The organism is Citrobacter sp. CtB7.12, assembly GCF_001297795.1.
In the GTDB taxonomy this organism is placed as follows: Bacteria; Pseudomonadota; Gammaproteobacteria; order Enterobacterales; family Enterobacteriaceae; genus Citrobacter_A; species Citrobacter_A amalonaticus.
Genome location: NZ_LIFT01000007.1, coordinates 290,168 through 311,206 on the forward strand (window position 1 = coordinate 290,168; position 21,039 = coordinate 311,206).

Consider the following 21,039-nt stretch of genomic DNA (forward strand, 5'->3'; position numbering starts at 1 on the left):
GTAAGGTTATTACGGGTTCACAAAGGTCGTTTTCACACGCGAGGAACGCTTGAAATAGGGCACTAACAGTGCTGCCGCCAGCAACGGGAAGAGTAACTGACGCACAGCTAAGGCGTCGGGCACCGGTGAAAAGGCAAAAGCCTTGACCGCCAGTAAGACGGAGACCAGCAGCCAGATAATATAGTGCTTCGGCACACTGCGTCTGCGCTTAAAGAACGCAATCGTCAACCACAGGGTGTAATACCACATGGCAATCGCGGTGAGAAAAGAGACGCCCCACAACAGCAGGTTGCCGGTACTTTGCTCCGCCAGCATCGCCAACGTTTTAGGCGAGGCGAGCGCCGTAGCATACAGGAACAAGGCCAGCGACGCACTCAGCAAGGCGACTAAAAGCCAGGCCAGCGGGCCCAGTAACCAACCGCCAATGCGCTGTGCCGGTGTTGTGGTCATAAAATCTCCGGAATTGCCAGACGTACCGTTGTTTTTGGGGCAATTATTATAAAGCTTTTACCGGCAAGCGCTACTTTCTTATTGCACGTAGTGCCAGACGGATTTCGGTACCTGACCAACATCAAAAAGGCGACCGCCGGAGACCAGTTCTGCGCGGCGATGATCGGCCGCGCGATACATATTGATAATGTCATGATCGTCGGTCAGGGTGTAGTGCAGGTGGTCAAACAGCTTTTCCAGGCTTTCGAGCGAGCTAATTTTGCGAAATTTTAATAAATAATCCTGAACAGTCATAAACAGGGATCCCTATATATAAAAATAAAGCCACGAGTGGTGAAGGTAAAATAAACCTGTCCCGGTGAAAGGAACCGGCAGGTAAAGGCCGAAAAAGTATTTTCTTAAATGGTGTTTGCAGTGCCAGACGACACCAGAGCGAAGGGTAACGCGCTTCGCCATCACTGGCAATAAGCGCCGGCATGGGAGGCCGCACAATTCGCTTTTTCAGATAATTTTTCGGCTTTTTCTGCAAATAATTCGGGAAAACCGACTTTCCAGGCGACATACGCCGCCTGGTGCGCTATTTCTGCTGAACAGCGGCAGTCGGTTCGGGAGGCTGATAATTATCGATATGATTGGCAACGCCAAGGAGGACCACGGACACCGCAAGAACCACCCAACCTGTTAATTCAATAAGACGATTGATGACTGACGACATTTGCTTGATTTATCCTTAAATACCGGCAGCAGATGTTACTTAGCAATAATTATCCCGGCAAGTGTTTCGGGAACGATTTCAGCGACTTTATACCGACAAACTGCCCGAAAGTGACATTTATTTGACTTAAGTTAAATAACGACCTTTATAGCCTCAGGGTTATTAAACTATTGTGAGTGGTTCATGGATAGTGTGAAATAGTCACAGACTGAAACGAGAGGCATATATATGAGTGACAACATCCGTGTAGGACTGATTGGCTACGGATACGCCAGTAAAACGTTCCATGCCCCCCTGATTGATGGCACGCCGGGACTGGAACTGGCCGTCGTTTCCAGTAGCGATGCAGCGAAAGTGAAGGCGGACTGGCCTTCCGTGGCCGTTGTCTCTGAGCCGAAGCATCTGTTTAACGACCCTAATATTGATCTGATCGTCATACCCACACCAAACGATACCCATTTCCCGCTGGCCAAAGCGGCGCTGGAAGCGGGTAAACATGTGGTGGTTGATAAACCTTTCACCGTGACACTGTCACAAGCGCGCGAACTGGATGCGCTGGCACGCAGTCTGGGACGGGTGCTCTCTGTTTTCCACAACCGTCGCTGGGACAGTGACTTTTTGACCCTGAAAGCGATGCTGGCGGAAGGCGTTTTGGGTGAGGTCGCCTATTTTGAATCGCATTTCGACCGCTTTCGTCCGCAGGTACGGGATCGCTGGCGTGAGCAAGGGGGACCGGGAAGCGGTATCTGGTACGATCTGGCACCGCATCTGCTTGATCAGGCGATCAATCTGTTCGGTCTGCCTGTCAGCATGACGGTAGATTTGGCCCAGTTGCGCCCGGGGGCACAGTCAACGGACTACTTCCATGCCACGCTTTCCTACCCGCAGCGTCGGGTGATCTTACACGGTACGATGCTGGCGGCAGCGGAATCGGCGCGTTACATCGTGCATGGTTCGCGAGGCAGCTATGTGAAGTACGGTCTGGATCCGCAGGAAGAGCGTCTGAAAAATGGCGAGCGCCTGCCGCAAGAAGACTGGGGCTACGATATGCGTGATGGCATCGTCACACGCGTTGAAGGCGAAACACGGGTGGAAGAGACCTGGCTGACCGTGCCGGGGAATTATCCGGCGTACTATGCCGGGATCCGCGATGCGTTGAATGGTCACGGAGAGAACCCGGTACCGGCGAGCCAGGCTATCCAGATTATGGAACTGATTGAGCTGGGAATTGAGTCGGCGAAACATCGTTCGACGTTATGCCTTGCCTGATGTCTGAAAGGCCCGATGAATCACATCGGGCCTCTTTTCGCTATGCCGCCGCCACTTTTTCTCGCAGCGCCTGTTTTTCCGCCGCGTTCAGGAAGGCGATTTCCAGTCCGTTAATCTGTGCCTGACGAATCTGCTCACGGCTCAGTCCTGCTGCCGGTGCCGCAACGGTATATTCGTGAATGATATCCACTCCCTGAACCGCCGGATCGTCAGTATTCAGGCTGGCGAGGACGCCATGCTCGAGGAACGTTTTCAGCGGATGCGCGGACAATGATGCCACGGTGCTGGTCTGAATATTCGACGTCAGACAGGATTCGATGCCAATCCGTTGTTCCGCGAGGAAATCCATCAGCGCCGGATCCTCAACCGCTTTCACGCCGTGGCCGATGCGTTCCGCACCCAGTTCGCGAATGGCCTGCCAGATGCTTTCCGGACCGGCAGCTTCTCCGGCGTGCACCGTAATGTGCCAGCCTGCGTCACGCGCGCGGTTGAAATGGGACAGGAACAGGCTGCCGGGGAAGCCCAGTTCATCACCGGCAAGGTCAAGCGCGGTGATCCGATCGCGGTGCGCCAGCAGTGCTTCCAGCTCCTGTAGACACGCGACCTCGCCGAAGGTCCGGCTCATGATGCCGATCAGTTGCGCCTGCACGCCAAAGGTTTTACAGCCTTCATGTACGCCAGCGATGACCGCTTCCACCACGCCAGCAACCGGCAGCTGATGTGTCATTGCCATGTAGCCCGGAGAAAAACGCAGTTCTACATAGTGCAGGCCATTGCGGGCGGCGTCTTCGATATTTTCAAACGCGACGCGGCGACAGGCGTCGAGGGACGCTAAGACTTTCACGCCCCAGTCCAGTTTCGACAGAAAGCTAACCAGATCCGGTTCAGTGGCCGTGACCTGTACATGAGGGATCAGCGTTTCAAGGGTTTGCGCGGGGAGGGGCAAATTGAACTGGCGGCCAAGATCCAGAATGGTTTGTGCCCGGATGTTACCATCAAGGTGGCGATGAATGTCAGTTAACGGCAGGGAATTATCAATCATGGTCGCACTCATTATTCGTATATAAAAGTGCGCGCTATTATAAAAACAAAAGCAGGAGAAAAGCTATGTTGCGCAATGATTAATTCCATTGCGCAACCGGGGTCAGCGTACTGATCGGATCGCGTTAATTAATCCGTTCACGCCTTTTTCGAGTTTTGAACGTGGACAACCGGCATTCAGTCGTACAAAACCGCGTCCTTCATCACCGTAAGTAAAGCCGGGCATGATGGCGATTTTTTCCTGCTGAATCAGCGCATTCTGCAATGCATTATCATCAACGTTTAATGCCCGCAGATCGATCCACGCGAGATAGGTCGACTGCGGCACCGGCCAGTTAAGTTCAGGAAAAGCGTCGTTCAGCGTATCTGCAATGTAGTGTAGATTGTCCCGGAGATACGCCCGTAGCGCGTCCAGCCACGGCTCACCCTGTTCATAGGCCGCGATATGAGCAGTCAGTGCCAGCACGGCGGGAGAGGACAGACCGTCGCGACCTTTCAACGCGTTGAGATACGTATCACGACTGTCAGCGTCTTCAATCATCCCGTAAGCGCCGGTTAACGCCGGAATATTGAAGCTTTTGGAGCCAGAGGTAAACAGCGCCCAATTGTCACGCGCCACATTGCTCCAGGGGATGTGCGGCTGTTCGCCCCAGACCATATCCATATGAATTTCATCAGATATGACCCGCACGCCGTGACGCTGGCAGCGTTCCGCCATCGCTTCCAGTTCCTCGCGCGTCCAGACTTTACCGGTCGGGTTATGCGGACTGCACAGCAGCAAAATTTTACTTTCCGGACGCGCCAGCGCCGCATCCAGTTTCTCTATATCGCAATGCCAGTGGCCATTGCGCTGTTCCAGTGCCACCGGAACAACATGGCGCTGATTGCCTTCGATAGCCTTATAGAACGCGTCATAGGCTGGGGTATGGAGCACCACGCCGTCACCGACAGAAGACCACTGGCGGATGAGCTGTGACACCATATAGATCACGGAAGGGCCATACACCAGCGATCCGGTATCGATACGCGTATTGTGGCGCCGGGCAAACCAGTGGGCAATCGCGCCGAGAAACGCCTCATTCTTCCAGCGACTGTAGCCCAGCACACCGTGAGCGAGGCGCTGATTCAGCGCCTCCAGGATGCAGGGAGCCGTCGCGAAATCCATATCAGAGATAGTAAACGGCAGCAGGTCGGCAGTGCCGAAGCGATCGGCTACGTAATCCCATTGCGTGCACCATGTACCGTGACGGTCAACAACCTGTGAAAAATCAAACATGTGCGTGTCCTTATGCCTGAACGGTGTTCATCAGACCGGCCATTTCATCTTTAACCGACTGGACCTGCGGGCCAATCACCACCTGCAGGTTATGTTGATTCAACTGCACGACACCAATGGCACGATTGTCCTTCAGCGCCTGCACATCAACCTGCGACATATCCTTAACAGAAAGACGCAGTCGGGTAATGCAGTTATCCAGAGTAACGATGTTATCCGCACCGCCCAGCGCAGCCAGAATAGCAGGTACGTTATAACCTGATTTTCCCGGCGTACCGGCAACGGCTTTTTCGATCGAGCTGGCAATCTCACTGTCACGACCCGGTGTTTTGAGGTTAAAGCGAGTGATAGCGAAGCGGAAGATAGCATAGTACACCACGAACCAGACTGCCGCGACGACCGGTACCAGATACCATTTGGTGGACAGTCCGTGGAGGATCCCAAACACCACAAAGTCAATGATATTGCCGTCAGTATTACCGATAGTCACACCCAGAACCGACATCATGGTAAAGCCCAGACCGGTCAGCAATGCGTGAATGACATACAGCACCGGAGCGACAAACAGGAACAGGAATTCCAGTGGTTCCGTGGTGCCGCCAACGACGCAGGCAATCAGACCCGAGATCAGCAGCCCTTTGATCTTGTGACGATTTTCAGGACGCGCGCAGTGGTACATCGCTAAGGCCGCACCTGGCAAGCCGCCGAGAAATGCCGGCATTTTACCCTGTGACAGGAAGCGGGTGGCGCTTTCTGAGAAGCCCTGCGTGGTCGGGCAACTCAGTTGCGCCTGGAAAATGGTCAGCGCGCCGCTCACCGTATGACCGCACACTTCCTGGGTGCCCCCGGCGTCGGTAAAACGAATTAACGCCACCAGAATGTGATGCAAACCAAACGGCAACAGCAGGCGTTCGCCCGTACCAAACAGCATCGGACCAAAGTCGCCCGCACTGTTAATCATATGACCCAGACCGCTGATCCCCATCGCGAAAACCGGCCACACTAACGGGATCACCAGACCAACCAGTCCCATCACCACTGAGGAGACGATTGGGACAAAGCGGGTGCCGCCGAAGAAGGCCAGCGCATCCGGCAAACGAATGTTATGAAAACGCTCGTGCAGCATCCACACGATAATACCGGCGATTACCGCACCGAGGATCCCGGTGTCAATTGACTGAATACCGAGGATATTCTGGATGTTGTTGGCTTTCAGGACCGCCGCATCGGTGGTCGGCAGAATACCCTTTGCTGTCAGCCAGAAGTTAACGGCGAGGTTCATTACCGCGTAACCGACAAAACCGGCAAACGCCGCCACGCCTTTGTTTTCGCGCGCCAGCCCGAGCGGAATCGCAATACAGAACATCACCGGCAGGAAACTGAAGGCAAAGGAGCCAACTTTGCTCATCCAGGTAAAGATGGCCTGTAGCACCGGATTACCCAGTGCCGGAAGCAGGGTGATCACATCGTGGCTGCTTAGCGAACTGCCAATCCCCAGCATAATCCCGCAAAACGAAAGCAGCGCCACGGGCAGCATAAACGTTTTCCCTAACTGCTGGAAAAATTCCCACAGCGTAATTTTTGGTGTTGTTTTCGCCGTCATCTAACGACTCCTTGTGCAAATCCATCGGTAATGAGAAAATTTGATCAAGAAGATAAAACGTTTTATCACTTTTTAGTGCGGTGAAAATCACATTATCAGACGATATTAACGCGTATAAATAGAGGTAATAGATAAAACGTTTTATCTGTCACATTATCAGGGAGTCTGGCGTTTTTATGGCCATAGCCAAAAAAATCACTATCCACGATGTTGCACTGGCGGCGGGCGTCTCCGTCAGCACGGTTTCACTGGTACTCAGCGGCAAAGGTCGTATTTCAACCACCACCGGCGAACGGGTGAATGCGGCGATAGAACAACTCGGTTTTGTGCGTAACCGTCAGGCTTCGGTGTTACGGGGGGGCCAGAGCGGAGTGATTGGATTGATTGTCCGCGATCTGTCGGCTCCGTTTTATGCTGAACTGACGGCGGGATTAACGGAAGCACTGGAAGCACAGGGCCGGATGGCGTTTTTGTTGCATGGTGGTCAGGATGGTGAACAACTGGCGCAGCGTTTTGCCATGCTCCTGAATCAGGGCGTTGACGGCGTGGTGATCGCCGGGGCGGCGGGCAGCAGCGATGACCTGCGCCTGATGGCGGAAGAAAAGGGCATTCCGGTGGTTTTCGCCTCGCGAGCCAGTTATCTGGACGACGTGGATACCGTGCGTCCGGACAATATGCAGGCCGCGCAACTGTTGACGGAGCATCTGATTCGTCACGGTCATCAGCGCATTGCATGGTTGGGTGGGCAGAGTTCATCATTAACGCGTGCGGAACGCGTCGGCGGCTACTGTGCGACACTGCTGAAATACGGTTTACCGTTTCACAGCGACTGGGTCATGGAATGCGCATCCAGCCAGAAGCAGGCCGCCGAGGCCATCGGCGCGTTACTACGACGCAATCCGACCATCAGCGCCGTGGTGTGCTACAACGAAACGATTGCGATGGGCGCATGGTTTGGCCTGATGCGGGCGGGACGGCAGAGCGGTGAAGTGGGGGTTGATCGCTACTTTGAGCAGCAGGTTTCATTAGGCGCCTTTGCCGATGTGGCGGAAAACGCGCTGGACGATCTGCCAATCGTCTGGGCGACAATGCCGGCGCGGGAAATGGGCTACAGTCTGGCGGAACGCATCCTGCAACGCATTGCGCGTGAGGAAAGTCACACCCGCAGTCAGACGCTATCTGCGCGACTGGTGGTGCAAGAATAAACCCCTCCGCAGAGGGGTTCTGGTGATTACGGCTGGGGCAGCACCATGCCGAACATTCCGACAAACTCCTCCAGCGGCATCTTCTTCCCGTTTAAGGTCACCTGACCATTCGCGTACTGCAGGCTGGTGCCAATGGTGTTGTCTTCAAGGGTGGTAATGCGGAACATCTGTCCCATCGCGGCCAGGCCTTTCACCTGCTGGTTGGCAAGTTTAGCGGCTTCATCCTGCTGATAACCTTCCAGACGGGCGACCTGAGTCATAAACTCAACGGCCATATCCACCGGAATCGACAGCTTACCGTCGAGCGATTTCACCGAGCGGTCGACTTCGTCGGCCAGCGTTTGCGGTTCACCTTGCGCGGTGGCCGGATCCTTCAGGAACAGGGACAAATTCAGCGCCGTTTCGCCTTTGGGATTTTTCCAGCTCAACGGCGCAATGGTAATGACCGGTTCGCCTTTCATCAACAGCGGCAGGGCGCCAAAGAAAGCTTCGGTCACTTTCTGCTGATACAGTTCCGGGTTGTCCGCCACGTCCGGCTGCGATAACAGCGCCTGGGTCTGGGCATTATACTGCTGGCTAAACTGATGCCATGCCGCGCCGTCAATCTGACCGACTTTCAGCGTCAGCTTGCCGCTTCCCAGATCCTGATTCTGAACCTTGAGGCTGTTCAGGGTGTAATCCAGTTGGCTGTTGATGGTTTTACCGTCATCCACGAGATCGGTCTTCCCACTGATCTCCATGCCTTCCAGCAGCGCCATCTCTTTGCCTTCAACGGCGAGGGCCATTTTCCCAATCGTGACTTTCTGATCGCCGACGCGCTCACCAAAGCTGGCAAGCGTGCTGGAACCTTCTGTTTTCAGGTCGTTAAAGGAGAGCTGGACCTTTTGATCGTACTCGTTCACCGCATCGACCAGACCGCTCTTCGCTTCACCGGAAAGGGAAACCACGTTGCCTTCTTTATCGGCATTGAAAATAAATTCGCCGCCGCTGAAGGCGACTTTCTCCGCCCCTTTTTCGTAGTTCAGCGGTTTCAGCGACATTGCGGAACGGGTATCGCCGCTGTAGCTGATTCGCGAATTGATCTCAAAAGGCGTTTCACCTTTCGCCATCTCAAAGAGCGGTTTGCTGACGTCATTGTTGACCAGGGTCGTCTTCACCGAGGCCATCGACGGCAGAAGATTAAAGGTTTTCAGTTGCGCGAACGGGAAGGGGCCGTGATCGACGGATTCGTCAAGCACCACGCTTTGGCCAGCTTTCAGCCAGGGATTTTCTTTTCCGGCCACCGGCTTGAGCACCAACTGTAACTGGCTGCTGAAGATGCCACGCTGATAGTTCTGATAAGCGAGTTCCACGTTTGCTTCCGGCGCGGTGAGTTTAATCTGAGCATTGGCCTGGTCGACCATCTCAGCAAGATGGGTTTCCAGCTTTTTACCTGTGTACCACGCACCGCCCGTCCAGACGACGCCGAGTGCGACAATCACACCTGCAGCTACCAGCGATTTTTTCATATTGTTTATCCATAAAATGAAACCAGGCGGTAGAGACCGCCTGGCAAAGTCATAAGCCGATTACAAGCTTAGCAAGAGTAACTACAAAATTCAGTAAGTTGCTAGAGTTTGTTGTAAACCCGCGCCACACGGCCCACGCCGCTGACGCTCACCGGCGACTCTTCGGCGCTGATAAATGCCGATTCTCCCGGTTTCAGCACCAGGCGCTGCTCGCCTTTGCGCAGGATAGCTTCGCCCTCAACGCAGAAGAGTATCGCGGCGCTTTGCTGGTCAATCGCGGTTTCTTGCGCAGACAGGTCGTGCAGGGAGAACGCGAAATCATTAACCGGGATCGGGAAATCAAGTTCCGCGCCATGTTTCACCGGCGTGGTCAACAACTGGTTCGCCGGTTTTGCTTCAAACTTCACATTGGCAACCAGTTCCGGAATGTCGATGTATTTCGGCGTCAGACCCGCGCGCAGCACGTTATCGGAGTTGGCCATCACTTCCAGCGCCACACCTTGCAGATAGGCATGCGGCGTTTCGGCGAACAGGAACATCGCTTCACCTGGATTGAGCTTCACCACGTTCAGTAGCAGAGGTGAGAAGAGGCCGCTGTCGTCCGGGTAAAACTCCGCGATAAGACGGATGGTCTGCCACGGCTCGCCTTGCTGGGTTTCCAGCGCCGCTTTCAGAATCGCCAGCGCACGGGATTTCTCCTCACCCTGCATACTTAACAGAGCGGCAAACAACTGGCTCAGCCGCTCGGCGTTGGGCTGTTCGAGAAAATGAGCGATGGCAGTGTGTGCGCCAGCCACCGGTTGCAGCAGCGAAACGATTTCAGAGAACTCGCGAAACGCGTTCATGGCAAGGAACGGGGTCAGCGCGAAGACCAGCTCCGGCTTGTGATTGGGATCTTTGTAGTTGCGCTCTGCGGCATCCATCGGGATACCGGCGGCGTTCTCTTTAGCGAAGCCAATTTCAGAATTGCGCTTGTTCGGATGCACCTGGATGGACAGCGGCTGCGCGGCGCACAGCACTTTGAACAGGAACGGCAATTCGCCGAAGCGCTCTGCCACGGCATCACCCAGCAGCGCGGATTGATTGCCGTCAATCACATCACGCAGCGAGACGACCTGACCGTTGGCATCTTCAATTTTCGAACTGCTTTTCGGGTGGGCGCCCATCCACAGCTCTGCCATAGGTAACTGCTGCGGATTCGCCAGACCATAGAGTTCCGTCAGCGCCGTTTTACTTCCCCAGGCGTAGTTCTGCACGGAGTTGATGAGTTTTTGCATGTTCAATGCCCTGTTGCAAGTTGGAAATCAGTGGGAACTTAATTCGACTATTAAAGCAAGAAACCTGTGGGAAGTAACCTGTGGGCGCAAAAAGTCGTACTTGTCTCAGTTTTTGTTAAAAAATTGTGTAGGATAGTGTAACTCGCTTTTAACGAGGGCAATGGAATATCTGCCCTGAAGCCTAAGAAAATCAGACCGAGCAGTAAGTGAGAGAACAATGTCAAACAAACCCTTTCATTATCAGGATCCTTTTCCCCTTAAAAAGGATGATACCGAATACACCCTGCTGACCAGTGAATACGTCTCCGTCGCCGAATTTGAAGGACAAGAGATCCTTAAAGTCGATCCGGAAGCGTTAACACTGCTCGCGCGCCAGGCCTTCCATGACGCCTCATTTATGCTGCGCCCCGCACACCAACAACAGGTTGCTGATATTCTGCGCGACCCGGACGCCAGCGAAAACGACAAATATGTGGCGCTGCAGTTCCTGCGCAACTCTGACATCGCAGCGAAGGGTATTTTGCCAACCTGCCAGGATACCGGCACGGCGATTATTGTCGGCAAAAAAGGCCAGCGCGTCTGGACCGGTGGTGGTGATGAGGCGGCACTGGCGCGTGGGGTATACAACACCTACATCGAAGATAACCTGCGCTACTCGCAAAACGCCGCGCTGGATATGTATAAAGAGGTGAACACCGGCACCAACCTGCCAGCGCAGATTGACCTCTACAGCGTCGATGGCGATGAATACAAATTCCTTTGCATCGCGAAGGGCGGCGGCTCCGCGAACAAGACTTATCTCTATCAGGAAACCAAAGCGCTGCTCACGCCGGGCAAACTGAAAAACTACCTGGTTGAGAAGATGCGGACGCTGGGAACCGCAGCATGTCCGCCATACCACATCGCCTTTGTGATCGGTGGGACGTCGGCAGAGGCGAACCTGAAAACCGTGAAGCTGGCGTCGGCGAAATACTATGACGAACTGCCGACCGAAGGGAATGAACATGGTCAGGCGTTCCGTGACGTCGAGCTGGAAAATGAACTGCTGACGGAGGCGCAAAACCTTGGTTTAGGCGCGCAGTTTGGCGGCAAATACTTTGCCCACGATATTCGCGTGATCCGTCTGCCGCGCCACGGCGCATCCTGTCCGGTCGGGATGGGCGTCTCCTGCTCGGCAGATCGTAACATCAAAGCGAAGATCAACCGTAAAGGCATCTGGATCGAGAAGCTGGAGCACAATCCGGGTAAATACATTCCTGAAGAACTGCGTAAAGCGGGCGAAGGGGAAGCGGTTCGCGTTGACCTGAATCGTCCAATGAAAGCGATCCTCGAACAGCTGTCGCAATACCCGGTGTCGACACGTCTTTCCCTGAACGGCACGATCATCGTTGCTCGTGATATCGCGCACGCTAAATTAAAAGAGCGGATGGATAATGGCGAAGGGCTGCCGCAATATGTAAAAGATCACCCGATTTACTACGCCGGTCCGGCGAAGACGCCAGAAGGCTATGCCTCCGGTTCACTCGGTCCGACCACCGCCGGGCGTATGGATTCGTATGTTGATCAGCTTCAGTCGCAGGGCGGGAGTATGATCATGCTGGCGAAGGGTAACCGCAGTCAGCAGGTGACTGACGCCTGTCAAAAACACGGCGGATTCTACCTCGGCAGCATTGGTGGTCCGGCGGCCGTACTGGCGCAGGGCAGCATCAAGAGCCTGGAGTGCGTGGAGTATCCGGAACTGGGAATGGAAGCGATCTGGAAAATCGAAGTCGAAGATTTCCCGGCCTTTATTCTCGTTGACGATAAAGGAAACGACTTCTTCCAGCAGATTCAGACGTCGCAGTGCGCACGCTGCGTTAAGTAACGTCAGCCGCCCTTCGGGGCGGTTTTTTTTATCGCACAAACCACCAAACGGTGGTGCTGTCATCGTTGATACTCATAAGACCGCAAGCATGTGGGCAATGTCGAACATAACCTAATCAATTCATTATCTAAGGAGCAGGTCATGGTAACGGTACGCAGCGAGAAAGATTCGATGGGCGCGATTGATGTCCCGGCAGATAAACTGTGGGGGGCACAAACCCAACGTTCACTTGAGCATTTTCGGATCTCCACCGAGAAAATGCCCGTCTCGCTGATCCACGCGCTGGCGCTCACCAAGCGCGCAGCGGCAAAGGTTAACGACGATTTAGGGTTGCTGGCCGCCGACAAAGCTGCCGCCATTATGCAGGCCGCGGATGAGGTGCTGGCAGATAAACACGCGGAAGAATTCCCTCTGGCTATCTGGCAGACCGGGTCGGGTACGCAAAGCAACATGAATATGAACGAAGTGCTGGCAAACCGGGCCAGTGAGTTGTTGGGCGGCGTTCGCGGCATGGAGCGCAAAGTCCATCCAAATGATGACGTCAACAAGAGCCAGAGTTCGAACGACGTCTTCCCGACGGCAATGCATGTGGCTGCGCTGCTGGCGTTGCGCAATCATCTGGTTCCGCAGTTGCAGGTGTTGATGAAGACGCTGAACGAGAAATCAGACGCTTTCGCCGATATTGTCAAAATTGGCCGTACTCATCTCCAGGACGCCACGCCGCTGACGCTGGGACAGGAGATTTCTGGCTGGGTGGCGATGTTAGAACATAACCTGCGGCACATTGAAAACAGTCTGCCGCACGTGGCGGAACTGGCGTTGGGCGGCACAGCGGTCGGCACCGGGCTGAATACGCATCCGGAATATGCCCGTCGCGTCGCCGACGAACTGGCGGCCATCACCCAGGCTCCCTTTGTCACCGCGCCGAACAAGTTCGAAGCGCTGGCGACCTGTGATGCGCTGGTTCATGCTCACGGCGCGCTGAAAGGGCTGGCGGCGTCGCTAATGAAAATCGCCAACGATGTGCGTTGGCTGGCGTCGGGGCCACGCTGTGGCATTGGCGAAATCGCCATCCCGGAAAATGAACCGGGCAGCTCGATCATGCCGGGCAAGGTTAACCCGACCCAGTGTGAGGCGCTGACGATGCTGTGTTGTCAGGTGATGGGGAACGATGTGGCGATTAACATCGGCGGCGCATCAGGTAACTTCGAACTGAACGTCTTCCGTCCGATGGTGATCCACAACTTCCTGCAATCGGTGCGTCTGCTGGCGGACGGTATGGAAAGTTTCAACGAGCATTGTGCGGTCGGTATCGAACCCAATCGTGAGCGGATTAATCAGTTGCTCAATGAATCACTGATGCTTGTCACCGCGTTGAATACCCATATCGGCTACGACAACGCGGCGGAAATCGCCAAGAAAGCACATAAAGAGGGGCTGACGCTGAAAGCTGCGGCTCTGGCGCTGGGCTATCTCACCGAAGTGGAGTTTGACAGCTGGGTGCGGCCAGAGCAGATGGTCGGCAGTATGAAACCAGGTCGTTAATCCGCCACATAGAGGTGCAGCCGCGGAATTATCAGACGCAGCGGCTGTGCCTGCGGTTTAAAGCGATGCTGTATGTTTTCGGCATCGTAGTTCAGTAGCTCGCCAATATCCGGCATACCTGCGCCGTTTTCCGTATTGATCAACGCGATAAGCGGCGTAGGGCAGGCATGCTGTACCTGCTTTTGCTCGCCTTTGTACCAGACCCGGGCAATGGGCTGGACTTTGACCGGACGCTTAATTTTGAGTTTTGCCTGTTGTGGCAGGGCGGCGATATCCTGATATTCACGCTCCAGTTTTGCCTGCCACTCCTCGCGGGTCCAGGGATGTACGCTGCGCGGCGTATTCAGACTCTTTTCCAGTTGCGCCAGTACCTCATCGCGTTGCAAATTCTTGATGATATGTTTATTCGCCCAGCCAAAACGCAACGTCGCCGGATCGTTTATCACCGTCAGCGTCCGATAGGCATTGAGCGTAATCAGCCCCGGCAGATGGCGATGGACCCATTCAAAGCGCGCCGCAGACGGCAAACCGGACTCCACGGTGACAATATGCTCAAAAGTGGTTTTCAACTGATTGATGCGCTGTACCTGATTTTCCAGCGCCGCCTGGCTGGCACTACCCACCTGATAGCACAGCACGCCCGGCAGACGCACCGCCGCTTTACTGCTACGGGTTTCGGACTGCTGCTGAATAAACAGGTGGCGATAGTGCGCCAGCGCCAACGCTTCGGCCTCTTTACTCAGATGCTGCTTCACCGCAATGGTATCCAGCGGGGCGTGCTCGGCCTCTTTGGTCACCTCCGGCAGCGAAAAGACACGGGCAATCATCAGATGATGTTCTCCGAGCGCTTGCGTTAGTTCAGCCAGCGTCTGCTCCATCTGGCGAAATGTGGTGTTCAGTCTGTCGACAAGATCGTAACGGGCCATTGCGCACCTCATTAGTTACAACATACTCTATATATAGCACGTTATCTCGCCTGCGACTACCGTGCGAATAGCGTCAGCCAGCGGTTAATTCCGGAAGTGTGTGCCAGATCGGCCAACAAAAGCTGAAGCGAGCGCCACCCAGTTCACTTTCCCCGCAGCTCACCGTGCCACCCATCGCCTGGGCGATGGAATAGACAATCGCCAGACCCAGGCCGCACCCGCCGGTGGCGCGGTCCCGACTCGGATCCAGACGGACAAAAGGCTCAAAAACAGTCTCCCTGGCTTCCGGGGCAATGCCCGGCCCGTCATCGTCGACGGTCAGCGTGGCGAAACGATCGCTGAGCTGCAGGCTTATCTGCACCGTGGACTGGCAGTAGCGCAGCGCGTTGTTCAGCAGATTATCCAGCACGCGCTCCATCAGTCGCATATCCAGCGCACCGTAGTTGCCCCGGGCGAGATGCGGAACCTGCAATGTTCGATCAGGATACACGCTTTGCACATCATCAATATGCGCTGTGAGCCAGGCCGGGAGGTCCGGCTCGCTAAGATGCAGTTCATTCTGCGGCCTGTCGAGGCGGGCGTAAGTTAACAGCTCCTCAATTAAGGCTTCGAGCTGTCCGATATCGCGATTGAGCGCCAGAGATTCTTGTTCCGTGAGATTTTCACTCATCTCCAGTCGGTAGCGCAGGCGAACCAGCGGGGTGCGCAATTCATGGGCAATCCCGTCGATCAGCTGTTTTTTACTGGCAATCAACGCATTGATATTGTCCGCCATCTGATTAAAAGCAATGCCCAGCCGTTCAAAACTGGAGCCGCTGTCAAAATGCAGTCGTTCACTGAGATGACCTTTACCGAACCGCTGGGCGGCGGCTTCCAGTCGCAGCATTTCCTGCCAGTGAGGACGCATCCAGATAAATACCGGAAAAGCCAGTGAGATGGCGATAAACGCCATCAGCGCGATATCCAGCAGGCGCATCTGATGGAGAAAATAGAGATAGGGTACGGGACCCACGGCCAGCACGTAATGACTGCGCGGAATGCGCTGAATGAAGGTGTACTGATCGTCGAGTGCAATGATGTCGCCTTCACGCAGACGCTGCATACTCTGATCATCCAGCGTGAATTTTGTCAGTGGCTCAACGCGCAGGTCAAAAGAGAGATTGAGGTCCATCTCTTTGAGCGTTTTACCCCAGTCGCGCGGCGGGATCTCGCGTAACTCGCTGCGCATCAGATACAGCGAGCTTTTCATCAGGTCATCGAGCGACTGCCTGCCAGCCCGCTCTGCGGTGAATTTATACACCAGCCCGACCAGCAGGGTCATCACCAGAAAGCAGACAAACAGCAGGAGATAAAACTGCACGAACAGTTTCTTCATTTACATCCCCGAATGCCGTGATGGCACATCATCCCAGGCGTGCGGGGCAAACAGATAGCCTTTATTGCGTACCGTTTTAATACGATAGGGTTCAGCCGCATTATCGAGCAGTTTCTTACGCAGACGCGAAATGGCGACATCGACGCTGCGATCCATGCCGTCGTAGCTTACACCGCGCAGATTTTTCAGCAGTGCATCGCGGTCCATAATCTGACCGGCGTGCGTGGCGAGTTCCCATAGCAGCTCGAAATCCGCGGTGGAAAGTATAACCTGTTCACCACTGAGCAAAACGACACGGTTGATGGGGTCGATAGTCAGGGAACCAAAGCGCAGCGTTTTATGCGGCGTGACGGCGGCAGGCTGAATCCCTTTGCTATGGCCTGACTGATCGCTCTGTCGCAGATGCAGCCGCAGACGGGCCAGCAAGACCGCTGGTGGCGTGGTCTTCAGGATGTAATCGCAGGCGCCCATTTCCAGCGCCAGGATGTGGTTCATGTCGCTGTCCAGCGAAGTGAGGAGGACGATCGGGCCCTGCCATTGCCCTTGCAGGTCACGACAGAGGGTCATGCCGTCTTTACCGGGGAGCATAATATCCAGCAATACCAGGTCCGGCTGAACCTGGAGGATCCGCGCTTCAGCCAGATCGCCACGCGGCTCGACAATCACATCGAAATCGTGTTTAGCCAGATAGGCCGCAATGAGCGCGCCGACCTCAGGATCGTCTTCAACAAATACAATCGTGTTCATCGTCTTGATTGCCGATCAAAAACGTCAACATACACCGCCGGGGCGTTACCTTCCATTAATCTTTCCTAAACGGTGATGCTTCCGTTATGCTGGTTGCTGATGTTATTGATGTGTAAAGGCAAGGTAATGGGACTCGTGATTAAAGCCGCGCTGGGTGCGCTGGTTGTGGTGTTGATTGGGTTGCTGGCAAAAACGAAGAATTACTACATTGCAGGGCTCATCCCGCTGTTCCCGACATTCGCGCTGATTGCCCATTATATCGTGGCCAGCGAGCGGGGCATTGACGCGCTAAGAACGACCATTGTCTTCAGCATGTGGTCGATTATTCCCTATTTTGTCTATCTCGTTTCGCTGTGGTATTTCACCGGTTTTCTGAAGCTGCCAGTGGCGCTGGGCGGGGCAGTGATCTGCTGGTGCCTGAGCGCCTGGCTGCTGATCTTTTGCTGGGTCAAACTGCACTAACGCAGATGACGGCCACCGTCTACGGCGAAGCTACGACCCGTCACAAAACAACTGGTTAGAAGATAATCGATTAAATCGATCACCTCCTTTTCCCCCGGAGCCGTTTTCATCAGCGATTTGTTTAGCGCCTGCTGGCGGTACTCGGCGTCATCCCCCTCGTTAAACAGGATCAGCGAAGGGGCTATGGCGTTGACCTTCACCTCTGGCGCGAGCTTGCGGGCAAATGAACGGGTCATATTATCCAGCGCCGCTTTACTGGCGGCATAAGCGATATGCTTGTCACTGCCTTTCTCCACAACGTAGTCGGTAAAGTGAATGATGTCAGCGGCGGCGTGACCATGCCCGCGTAGCATGCCTTCGAGCGCATGGTTAAGCAGATAGGGGGCATTGACGTGGATTTGCATCATACAGGCCAGGACATCAGAGAGCGGTGTTCCCGGCTTCTCTGCCATCCATGCGCTGGCATTGTGGACGATGGCGCGCAGACCGCTGGCGCGTTCTTTTACCGTATCGGCGAAGGCCAGAATGCCTTCATTGGTGGAGAAATCAGCCTGAATGCACAGGGCGCCCGCTTTGGTCAGCCCGTCAATCGCCGGATAATGCGTACGGTAACTGACGATCACCGGCTGTTTCTGGTTGATAAAGTGCCAGGCAATGGCGAGGCCGATACGGCGGCCACCACCGGTCACTAAAATGGGCAGAGGGTGTTGGGTTCCCATCGAAAAACTCCTTATGCGCCTGCGAATCAGGCTATTAGCGTCAAACGATGGGATGCGTTTACCCCACCAGCAGCCAGGTCGCCGGTACGGCGGCAACCAGCAACAGACCAATCAGAACCATTTCCTGTCGGTTCAAAACGTTATCATGCGTATGCGTCTTACGAGCATACAGGAACACCAGCAGACCTGGAGCATAAAGCACCACGGAGAGCAGCAGGTGCATCGGCCCGGAAGCATACAATAACCATAAGCCATAAATGCATGCACCGACACCTACCGCCTGATGAAGCGGACGGGTGGCGATTTTCAGCAGGAAGGCGCCGACGAGGAAATAGGGGACCAGAATCATCTCTGAGGCGATGGTCAGCAGCGTGTTGTAATCCGAACCGGTTAGCCAGATAAGCACCAGACAGACCTGAACGCAGAGGTTGGTGAGCCACAGTGAAGCCGATGGCGCGCCTTGCGCATTTTGACGGGCGAAAATCCGCGGGAAGGCTTTATGCGTTGAGGCAAGGAACGGGACTTCCGCCGCCATAATCGTCCAGCTCAGATAGGCTCCACAAACGGAGACAATCAGACCCGCCGCAATGATAATCTCACCCCACGGCCCCATCATTTTGACCATCAGACCTGCCATTGACGGGTTACGGATCTCCGCCAGTTCCGGGCGGGCAACTACGCCAAGCGAGAGCAGAGTGACCAGCAGATAAACGGCAAGCGCAGAGAGCACCGCTAACAGCGTGGCGCGACCGACATCATGTTTGTTACGCGCCCGCGCCGAGACGACGACCGCGCCTTCCACACCGATGAATACCCACAGCGTGATGAGCATCGTGTTCTTAACCTGTTCCCAGACCGGGACACCCAGCGCGAGGCCGGTAAAGTCGAGGCTGAAAACCTCAAGCTTAAACGCCATAAAGGCCAGCAGGATAAACAGACCGAGCGGCAGCAATTTCGCCAGCGTTGCCACCAGGTTGATGCTGGCCGCCGTTTGTACGCCGCGCAGCACCAGAAAATGCACCACCCACAGCAGAATCGACGCACCGACGATCGCCTGCCAGGTATTGCCGTCGCCAAACAGACGCCACTCCGGCGTATCGGTGAAGAAACTGAGAGCAGAGAAGACAATGACCAGATAGGAGACGTTGGCAATCACCGCGCACAGCCAGTAGCCCCAGGCCGAGCAGAACCCGATCAGCTCACCGAAACCTTCGCGGGCATAGGTGAAGATGCCGCCATCCAGTTCGGGACGGATACGGGTCAGGATTAGCATGGCAAACGCCAGCAGCAATATCCCGGCCCCGGTAATCGCCCAGCCAATAAGTAACGCCGACGGGCTGGCGACAGCGGCCATATTCTGCGGCAGACTGAAAACACCTGCGCCAAGCATTGAGCTTAAAACCAGCGCGGTGAGAGCGCTCAGTCCCAGTTTCTTTTCCATGGTTATCCCGTGGTACAAACGATCGATGGAGAATAATTATTGTGGCAAAGCGCATAAAAATGGTGAAAGCCACTAAGGCGCGGGATTTTACGGAGAGAAGAGACTGCATGCAATGATCAGAGGAAAATTTGTGCCTGATAAAGCGAAAGGCGGCATAAAGCCGCCTTATTTTATGACCGGAGAGCCTTATTTATACAGATCGGCGCTGATGGTCATGTTGTTACCACGTTCCTGCCACTGGCGGGTAATGTGGTAATACTTAGCCCCTTGCTTCGCTGCACGCTTGGCAACCTGGTAAGAGACTTCAGTCATGCTGCTGTAGTTGCCGGTGAACTTGATGCTGTCGAACGGCACCATCATGGCCGCCGTGGCTTTGTTCAGCTCTTCAACTTTGGTGCCATCCGGAAGAGTGACAGTGTAACGCCCACCTTTCGTGGATTGCGTTTCGAAGAAACGTCCAACTTCAGAACTCGGCGACGCGGTAGTTGCAACGCCAGGAATTTCGACGTTTTTCGCCGCTTCGCCACCGGCAGCTAACGCTGCGCGACCGGCATCGGAATCCGCCGGGATCGCGTCAGGGCTCTGCACCACGCGTTTCTTCGCATCTTTTTTATAGATAAAAGCTGTAATGCGCTGGTTACCGCCCTGGTTCGCATCGATCTGACGCACGATGTAGAAGGCGTAAGCGTCTTTTTCTTTTGCCGCTTTGGTGATGGCATCATTCACTTCCGGCTGGCTGCGGTAGAAACCCTGTACCGTAACGGTATCATACGGTTCCAGCATGACGGCTTCTGATTTTGGCAATTCAACCACGCCATTGATCACGCGGTTCTTGCTGGCTTCCGCTTTCTCGGCGTCGGCTTTGTAGAAGTCTGCAACAACACGCCAGTTACCGCTGTTACCAAAATCAGATGTATCGACAACATAAAATGAGGCGGCGCCTTCTTTATCTGCGCGGCGGTTAACGGCCTTCACCGCATCGCCAATCGCATTAAAACGGCCTGTGACCGTGACACGGTCGTAAGGTTTCAGTGCTGCCGCTTGCTCCGGCGTCAATTCTGTTGCTGCGTTTACGGAAAAAGCCGTCGCAGAAAGAAGTGCGGACGCCAGGAGTGTGTTCTTAAGCTTCATAAAAATAATCCTTCGCCTTGCGCAAACCAGGTACTGGTATTGTTATTGACTAGAAACGTGGCTGATTATTGCATTTAAACCCGGTGACTGTCTGCGTGATTTTTCAATCGACACAACAGATGAGGTCACAAGGTCGATAACAAATTATGATATGTCGAAAAAATGGTCATTTCACAGTAAAAACTGATGAACGTACTGAATTTTATAAGTTAATTTAATGTTAATTAGTTGATCTGCCGTGGCGCTTAATCATGTTTTGCCGCATCGTATGAGCGATTTATGGGCCTTTCACCACGAATTGAAGGTCATTATCCCGGTCAGAAGGCTGAATCGTTCCTGTTTTGCTGATAACCCGACAAATACTGTTTTTTGGCGCTAGATCACAAGCGCTATTTTTAGTACGTTATAGAGAGTTTGTTACTGTTTTATTTTTCCGGGGTAACCTATACCTCCTGCGTGAAATTGCCTGCGCAATTCCACGTTAA

General features: G+C 54.5%; 19 protein-coding genes. 5 read left to right on the top strand and 14 right to left on the bottom strand.

The window, feature by feature from the left end:
• Nucleotides 1–9: 9 nt before the first annotated feature.
• The 3 genes from AOY24_RS11710 to blr form a co-directional block, all read right to left on the bottom strand.
• Nucleotides 10–450, bottom strand: a complete 441-nt coding sequence (locus AOY24_RS11710) for a DUF2569 domain-containing protein (RefSeq protein ID WP_043000784.1) — start codon at nucleotides 448–450, stop codon at nucleotides 10–12.
• Nucleotides 451–528: 78 nt separating this feature from the next.
• The gene (gene ydgT / locus AOY24_RS11715) at nucleotides 529–744 is read right to left on the bottom strand and encodes a transcription modulator YdgT (protein WP_043000783.1); all 216 of its coding nucleotides are present in this window, start codon (nucleotides 742–744) and stop codon (nucleotides 529–531) included.
• A 283-nt stretch (nucleotides 745–1,027) separates the two neighbouring features.
• Nucleotides 1,028–1,153, bottom strand: a complete 126-nt coding sequence (gene blr, locus AOY24_RS11720; protein ID WP_043001937.1) for a division septum protein Blr — start codon at nucleotides 1,151–1,153, stop codon at nucleotides 1,028–1,030.
• A gap of 240 nt (nucleotides 1,154–1,393) precedes the next feature.
• Here blr and AOY24_RS11725 point away from each other — a divergent pair, with 240 nt between their 5' ends.
• Nucleotides 1,394–2,434, top strand: a complete 1,041-nt coding sequence (locus AOY24_RS11725) for an oxidoreductase (protein WP_043000782.1) — start codon at nucleotides 1,394–1,396, stop codon at nucleotides 2,432–2,434.
• Nucleotides 2,435–2,474: 40 nt separating this feature from the next.
• Here AOY24_RS11725 and add read toward each other — a convergent pair whose 3' ends face one another.
• The 3 genes from add to malX form a co-directional block, all read right to left on the bottom strand.
• Nucleotides 2,475–3,476 carry an adenosine deaminase gene (gene add, locus AOY24_RS11730; protein WP_054176673.1) on the bottom strand — a complete coding sequence of 334 codons (1,002 nt, stop codon included), beginning with the start codon at nucleotides 3,474–3,476 and terminating at the stop codon, nucleotides 2,475–2,477.
• A gap of 102 nt (nucleotides 3,477–3,578) precedes the next feature.
• Complete coding sequence (locus tag AOY24_RS11735) at nucleotides 3,579–4,751, bottom strand: MalY/PatB family protein (RefSeq protein ID WP_043000780.1); 1,173 nt, start codon at nucleotides 4,749–4,751, stop codon at nucleotides 3,579–3,581.
• A gap of 10 nt (nucleotides 4,752–4,761) precedes the next feature.
• On the bottom strand, nucleotides 4,762–6,354 hold the full coding sequence (gene malX / locus AOY24_RS11740) for a PTS maltose transporter subunit IICB (protein ID WP_043000779.1): 1,593 nt from the start codon (nucleotides 6,352–6,354) through the stop codon (nucleotides 4,762–4,764).
• Between the two features lie 176 nt (nucleotides 6,355–6,530).
• On the opposite strand from malX, the gene AOY24_RS11745 reads away from it, so the two are divergent.
• Nucleotides 6,531–7,559 carry a Mal regulon transcriptional regulator MalI gene (locus AOY24_RS11745; RefSeq protein ID WP_054176674.1) on the top strand — a complete coding sequence of 343 codons (1,029 nt, stop codon included), beginning with the start codon at nucleotides 6,531–6,533 and terminating at the stop codon, nucleotides 7,557–7,559.
• Between the two features lie 26 nt (nucleotides 7,560–7,585).
• Here AOY24_RS11745 and AOY24_RS11750 read toward each other — a convergent pair whose 3' ends face one another.
• Nucleotides 7,586–9,067: a YdgA family protein gene (locus AOY24_RS11750; protein ID WP_043000777.1), complete on the bottom strand. Its 1,482-nt coding sequence runs from the start codon at nucleotides 9,065–9,067 to the stop codon at nucleotides 7,586–7,588.
• Nucleotides 9,068–9,168: 101 nt separating this feature from the next.
• Nucleotides 9,169–10,344, bottom strand: coding sequence for a mannose-6-phosphate isomerase (gene manA, locus AOY24_RS11755; RefSeq protein WP_044254636.1), 1,176 nt, complete (start codon nucleotides 10,342–10,344; stop codon nucleotides 9,169–9,171).
• A gap of 217 nt (nucleotides 10,345–10,561) precedes the next feature.
• Here manA and fumB point away from each other — a divergent pair, with 217 nt between their 5' ends.
• Together fumB and fumC are read left to right on the top strand one after the other, a co-directional pair.
• Nucleotides 10,562–12,208, top strand: a complete 1,647-nt coding sequence (fumB, locus tag AOY24_RS11760) for a class I fumarate hydratase (protein ID WP_044254633.1) — start codon at nucleotides 10,562–10,564, stop codon at nucleotides 12,206–12,208.
• 141 nt (nucleotides 12,209–12,349) lie between these two features.
• On the top strand, nucleotides 12,350–13,753 hold the full coding sequence (gene fumC, locus AOY24_RS11765) for a class II fumarate hydratase (protein ID WP_054176675.1): 1,404 nt from the start codon (nucleotides 12,350–12,352) through the stop codon (nucleotides 13,751–13,753).
• On the opposite strand, the gene tus is transcribed toward fumC, so the two are convergent.
• From tus to rstA, 3 genes are all read right to left on the bottom strand, one after another.
• Nucleotides 13,750–14,679 (bottom strand): DNA replication terminus site-binding protein, encoded by a 930-nt coding sequence (tus, locus tag AOY24_RS11770; RefSeq protein ID WP_054176676.1) that lies wholly within the window; start codon nucleotides 14,677–14,679, stop codon nucleotides 13,750–13,752. The two genes, fumC and tus, sit on opposite strands and share 4 nt — an antisense overlap.
• A 73-nt stretch (nucleotides 14,680–14,752) precedes the next feature.
• Nucleotides 14,753–16,054 carry a two-component system sensor histidine kinase RstB gene (rstB, locus tag AOY24_RS11775; RefSeq protein WP_054176677.1) on the bottom strand — a complete coding sequence of 434 codons (1,302 nt, stop codon included), beginning with the start codon at nucleotides 16,052–16,054 and terminating at the stop codon, nucleotides 14,753–14,755.
• Nucleotides 16,055–16,801, bottom strand: coding sequence for a two-component system response regulator RstA (rstA, locus tag AOY24_RS11780; RefSeq protein WP_043000771.1), 747 nt, complete (start codon nucleotides 16,799–16,801; stop codon nucleotides 16,055–16,057). It lies immediately after the preceding gene.
• 126 nt (nucleotides 16,802–16,927) lie between these two features.
• On the opposite strand from rstA, the gene AOY24_RS11785 reads away from it, so the two are divergent.
• Entirely contained in the window at nucleotides 16,928–17,263 is a 336-nt protein-coding gene (locus tag AOY24_RS11785) for a GlpM family protein (protein WP_042319174.1), read from the top strand.
• Here the strand turns inward: AOY24_RS11785 and folM are convergent.
• The 3 genes from folM to ydgH all read right to left on the bottom strand — a co-directional run bounded on the left by folM (nucleotide 17,260) and on the right by ydgH (nucleotide 20,554).
• Nucleotides 17,260–17,982: a dihydromonapterin reductase gene (gene folM / locus AOY24_RS11790; RefSeq protein ID WP_054176678.1), complete on the bottom strand. Its 723-nt coding sequence runs from the start codon at nucleotides 17,980–17,982 to the stop codon at nucleotides 17,260–17,262. The genes AOY24_RS11785 and folM overlap by 4 nt on opposite strands.
• A gap of 58 nt (nucleotides 17,983–18,040) precedes the next feature.
• Nucleotides 18,041–19,423: an amino acid permease gene (locus tag AOY24_RS11795; protein ID WP_044265337.1), complete on the bottom strand. Its 1,383-nt coding sequence runs from the start codon at nucleotides 19,421–19,423 to the stop codon at nucleotides 18,041–18,043.
• Nucleotides 19,424–19,609: 186 nt separating this feature from the next.
• Nucleotides 19,610–20,554, bottom strand: a complete 945-nt coding sequence (ydgH, locus tag AOY24_RS11800) for a DUF1471 family protein YdgH (RefSeq protein ID WP_043000768.1) — start codon at nucleotides 20,552–20,554, stop codon at nucleotides 19,610–19,612.
• Nucleotides 20,555–21,039: the final 485 nt, after the last annotated feature.

Excerpts from the sequence above, each read along its gene's own strand:
- AOY24_RS11710 (WP_043000784.1), bottom strand. The coding sequence starts at position 450 with ATGACCACAACACCGGCACAGCGCATTGGCGGTTGGTTACTGGGCCCG.
- ydgT (WP_043000783.1), bottom strand. The coding sequence starts at position 744 with ATGACTGTTCAGGATTATTTATTAAAATTTCGCAAAATTAGCTCGCTC.
- AOY24_RS11725 (WP_043000782.1), top strand. The coding sequence starts at position 1,394 with ATGAGTGACAACATCCGTGTAGGACTGATTGGCTACGGATACGCCAGT.
- add (WP_054176673.1), bottom strand. The coding sequence starts at position 3,476 with ATGATTGATAATTCCCTGCCGTTAACTGACATTCATCGCCACCTTGAT.
- AOY24_RS11735 (WP_043000780.1), bottom strand. The coding sequence starts at position 4,751 with ATGTTTGATTTTTCACAGGTTGTTGACCGTCACGGTACATGGTGCACG.
- malX (WP_043000779.1), bottom strand. The coding sequence starts at position 6,354 with ATGACGGCGAAAACAACACCAAAAATTACGCTGTGGGAATTTTTCCAG.
- AOY24_RS11745 (WP_054176674.1), top strand. The coding sequence starts at position 6,531 with ATGGCCATAGCCAAAAAAATCACTATCCACGATGTTGCACTGGCGGCG.
- AOY24_RS11750 (WP_043000777.1), bottom strand. The coding sequence starts at position 9,067 with ATGAAAAAATCGCTGGTAGCTGCAGGTGTGATTGTCGCACTCGGCGTC.
- manA (WP_044254636.1), bottom strand. The coding sequence starts at position 10,344 with ATGCAAAAACTCATCAACTCCGTGCAGAACTACGCCTGGGGAAGTAAA.
- fumB (WP_044254633.1), top strand. The coding sequence starts at position 10,562 with ATGTCAAACAAACCCTTTCATTATCAGGATCCTTTTCCCCTTAAAAAG.
- fumC (WP_054176675.1), top strand. The coding sequence starts at position 12,350 with ATGGTAACGGTACGCAGCGAGAAAGATTCGATGGGCGCGATTGATGTC.
- tus (WP_054176676.1), bottom strand. The coding sequence starts at position 14,679 with ATGGCCCGTTACGATCTTGTCGACAGACTGAACACCACATTTCGCCAG.
- rstB (WP_054176677.1), bottom strand. The coding sequence starts at position 16,054 with ATGAAGAAACTGTTCGTGCAGTTTTATCTCCTGCTGTTTGTCTGCTTT.
- rstA (WP_043000771.1), bottom strand. The coding sequence starts at position 16,801 with ATGAACACGATTGTATTTGTTGAAGACGATCCTGAGGTCGGCGCGCTC.
- AOY24_RS11785 (WP_042319174.1), top strand. The coding sequence starts at position 16,928 with ATGGGACTCGTGATTAAAGCCGCGCTGGGTGCGCTGGTTGTGGTGTTG.
- folM (WP_054176678.1), bottom strand. The coding sequence starts at position 17,982 with ATGGGAACCCAACACCCTCTGCCCATTTTAGTGACCGGTGGTGGCCGC.
- AOY24_RS11795 (WP_044265337.1), bottom strand. The coding sequence starts at position 19,423 with ATGGAAAAGAAACTGGGACTGAGCGCTCTCACCGCGCTGGTTTTAAGC.
- ydgH (WP_043000768.1), bottom strand. The coding sequence starts at position 20,554 with ATGAAGCTTAAGAACACACTCCTGGCGTCCGCACTTCTTTCTGCGACG.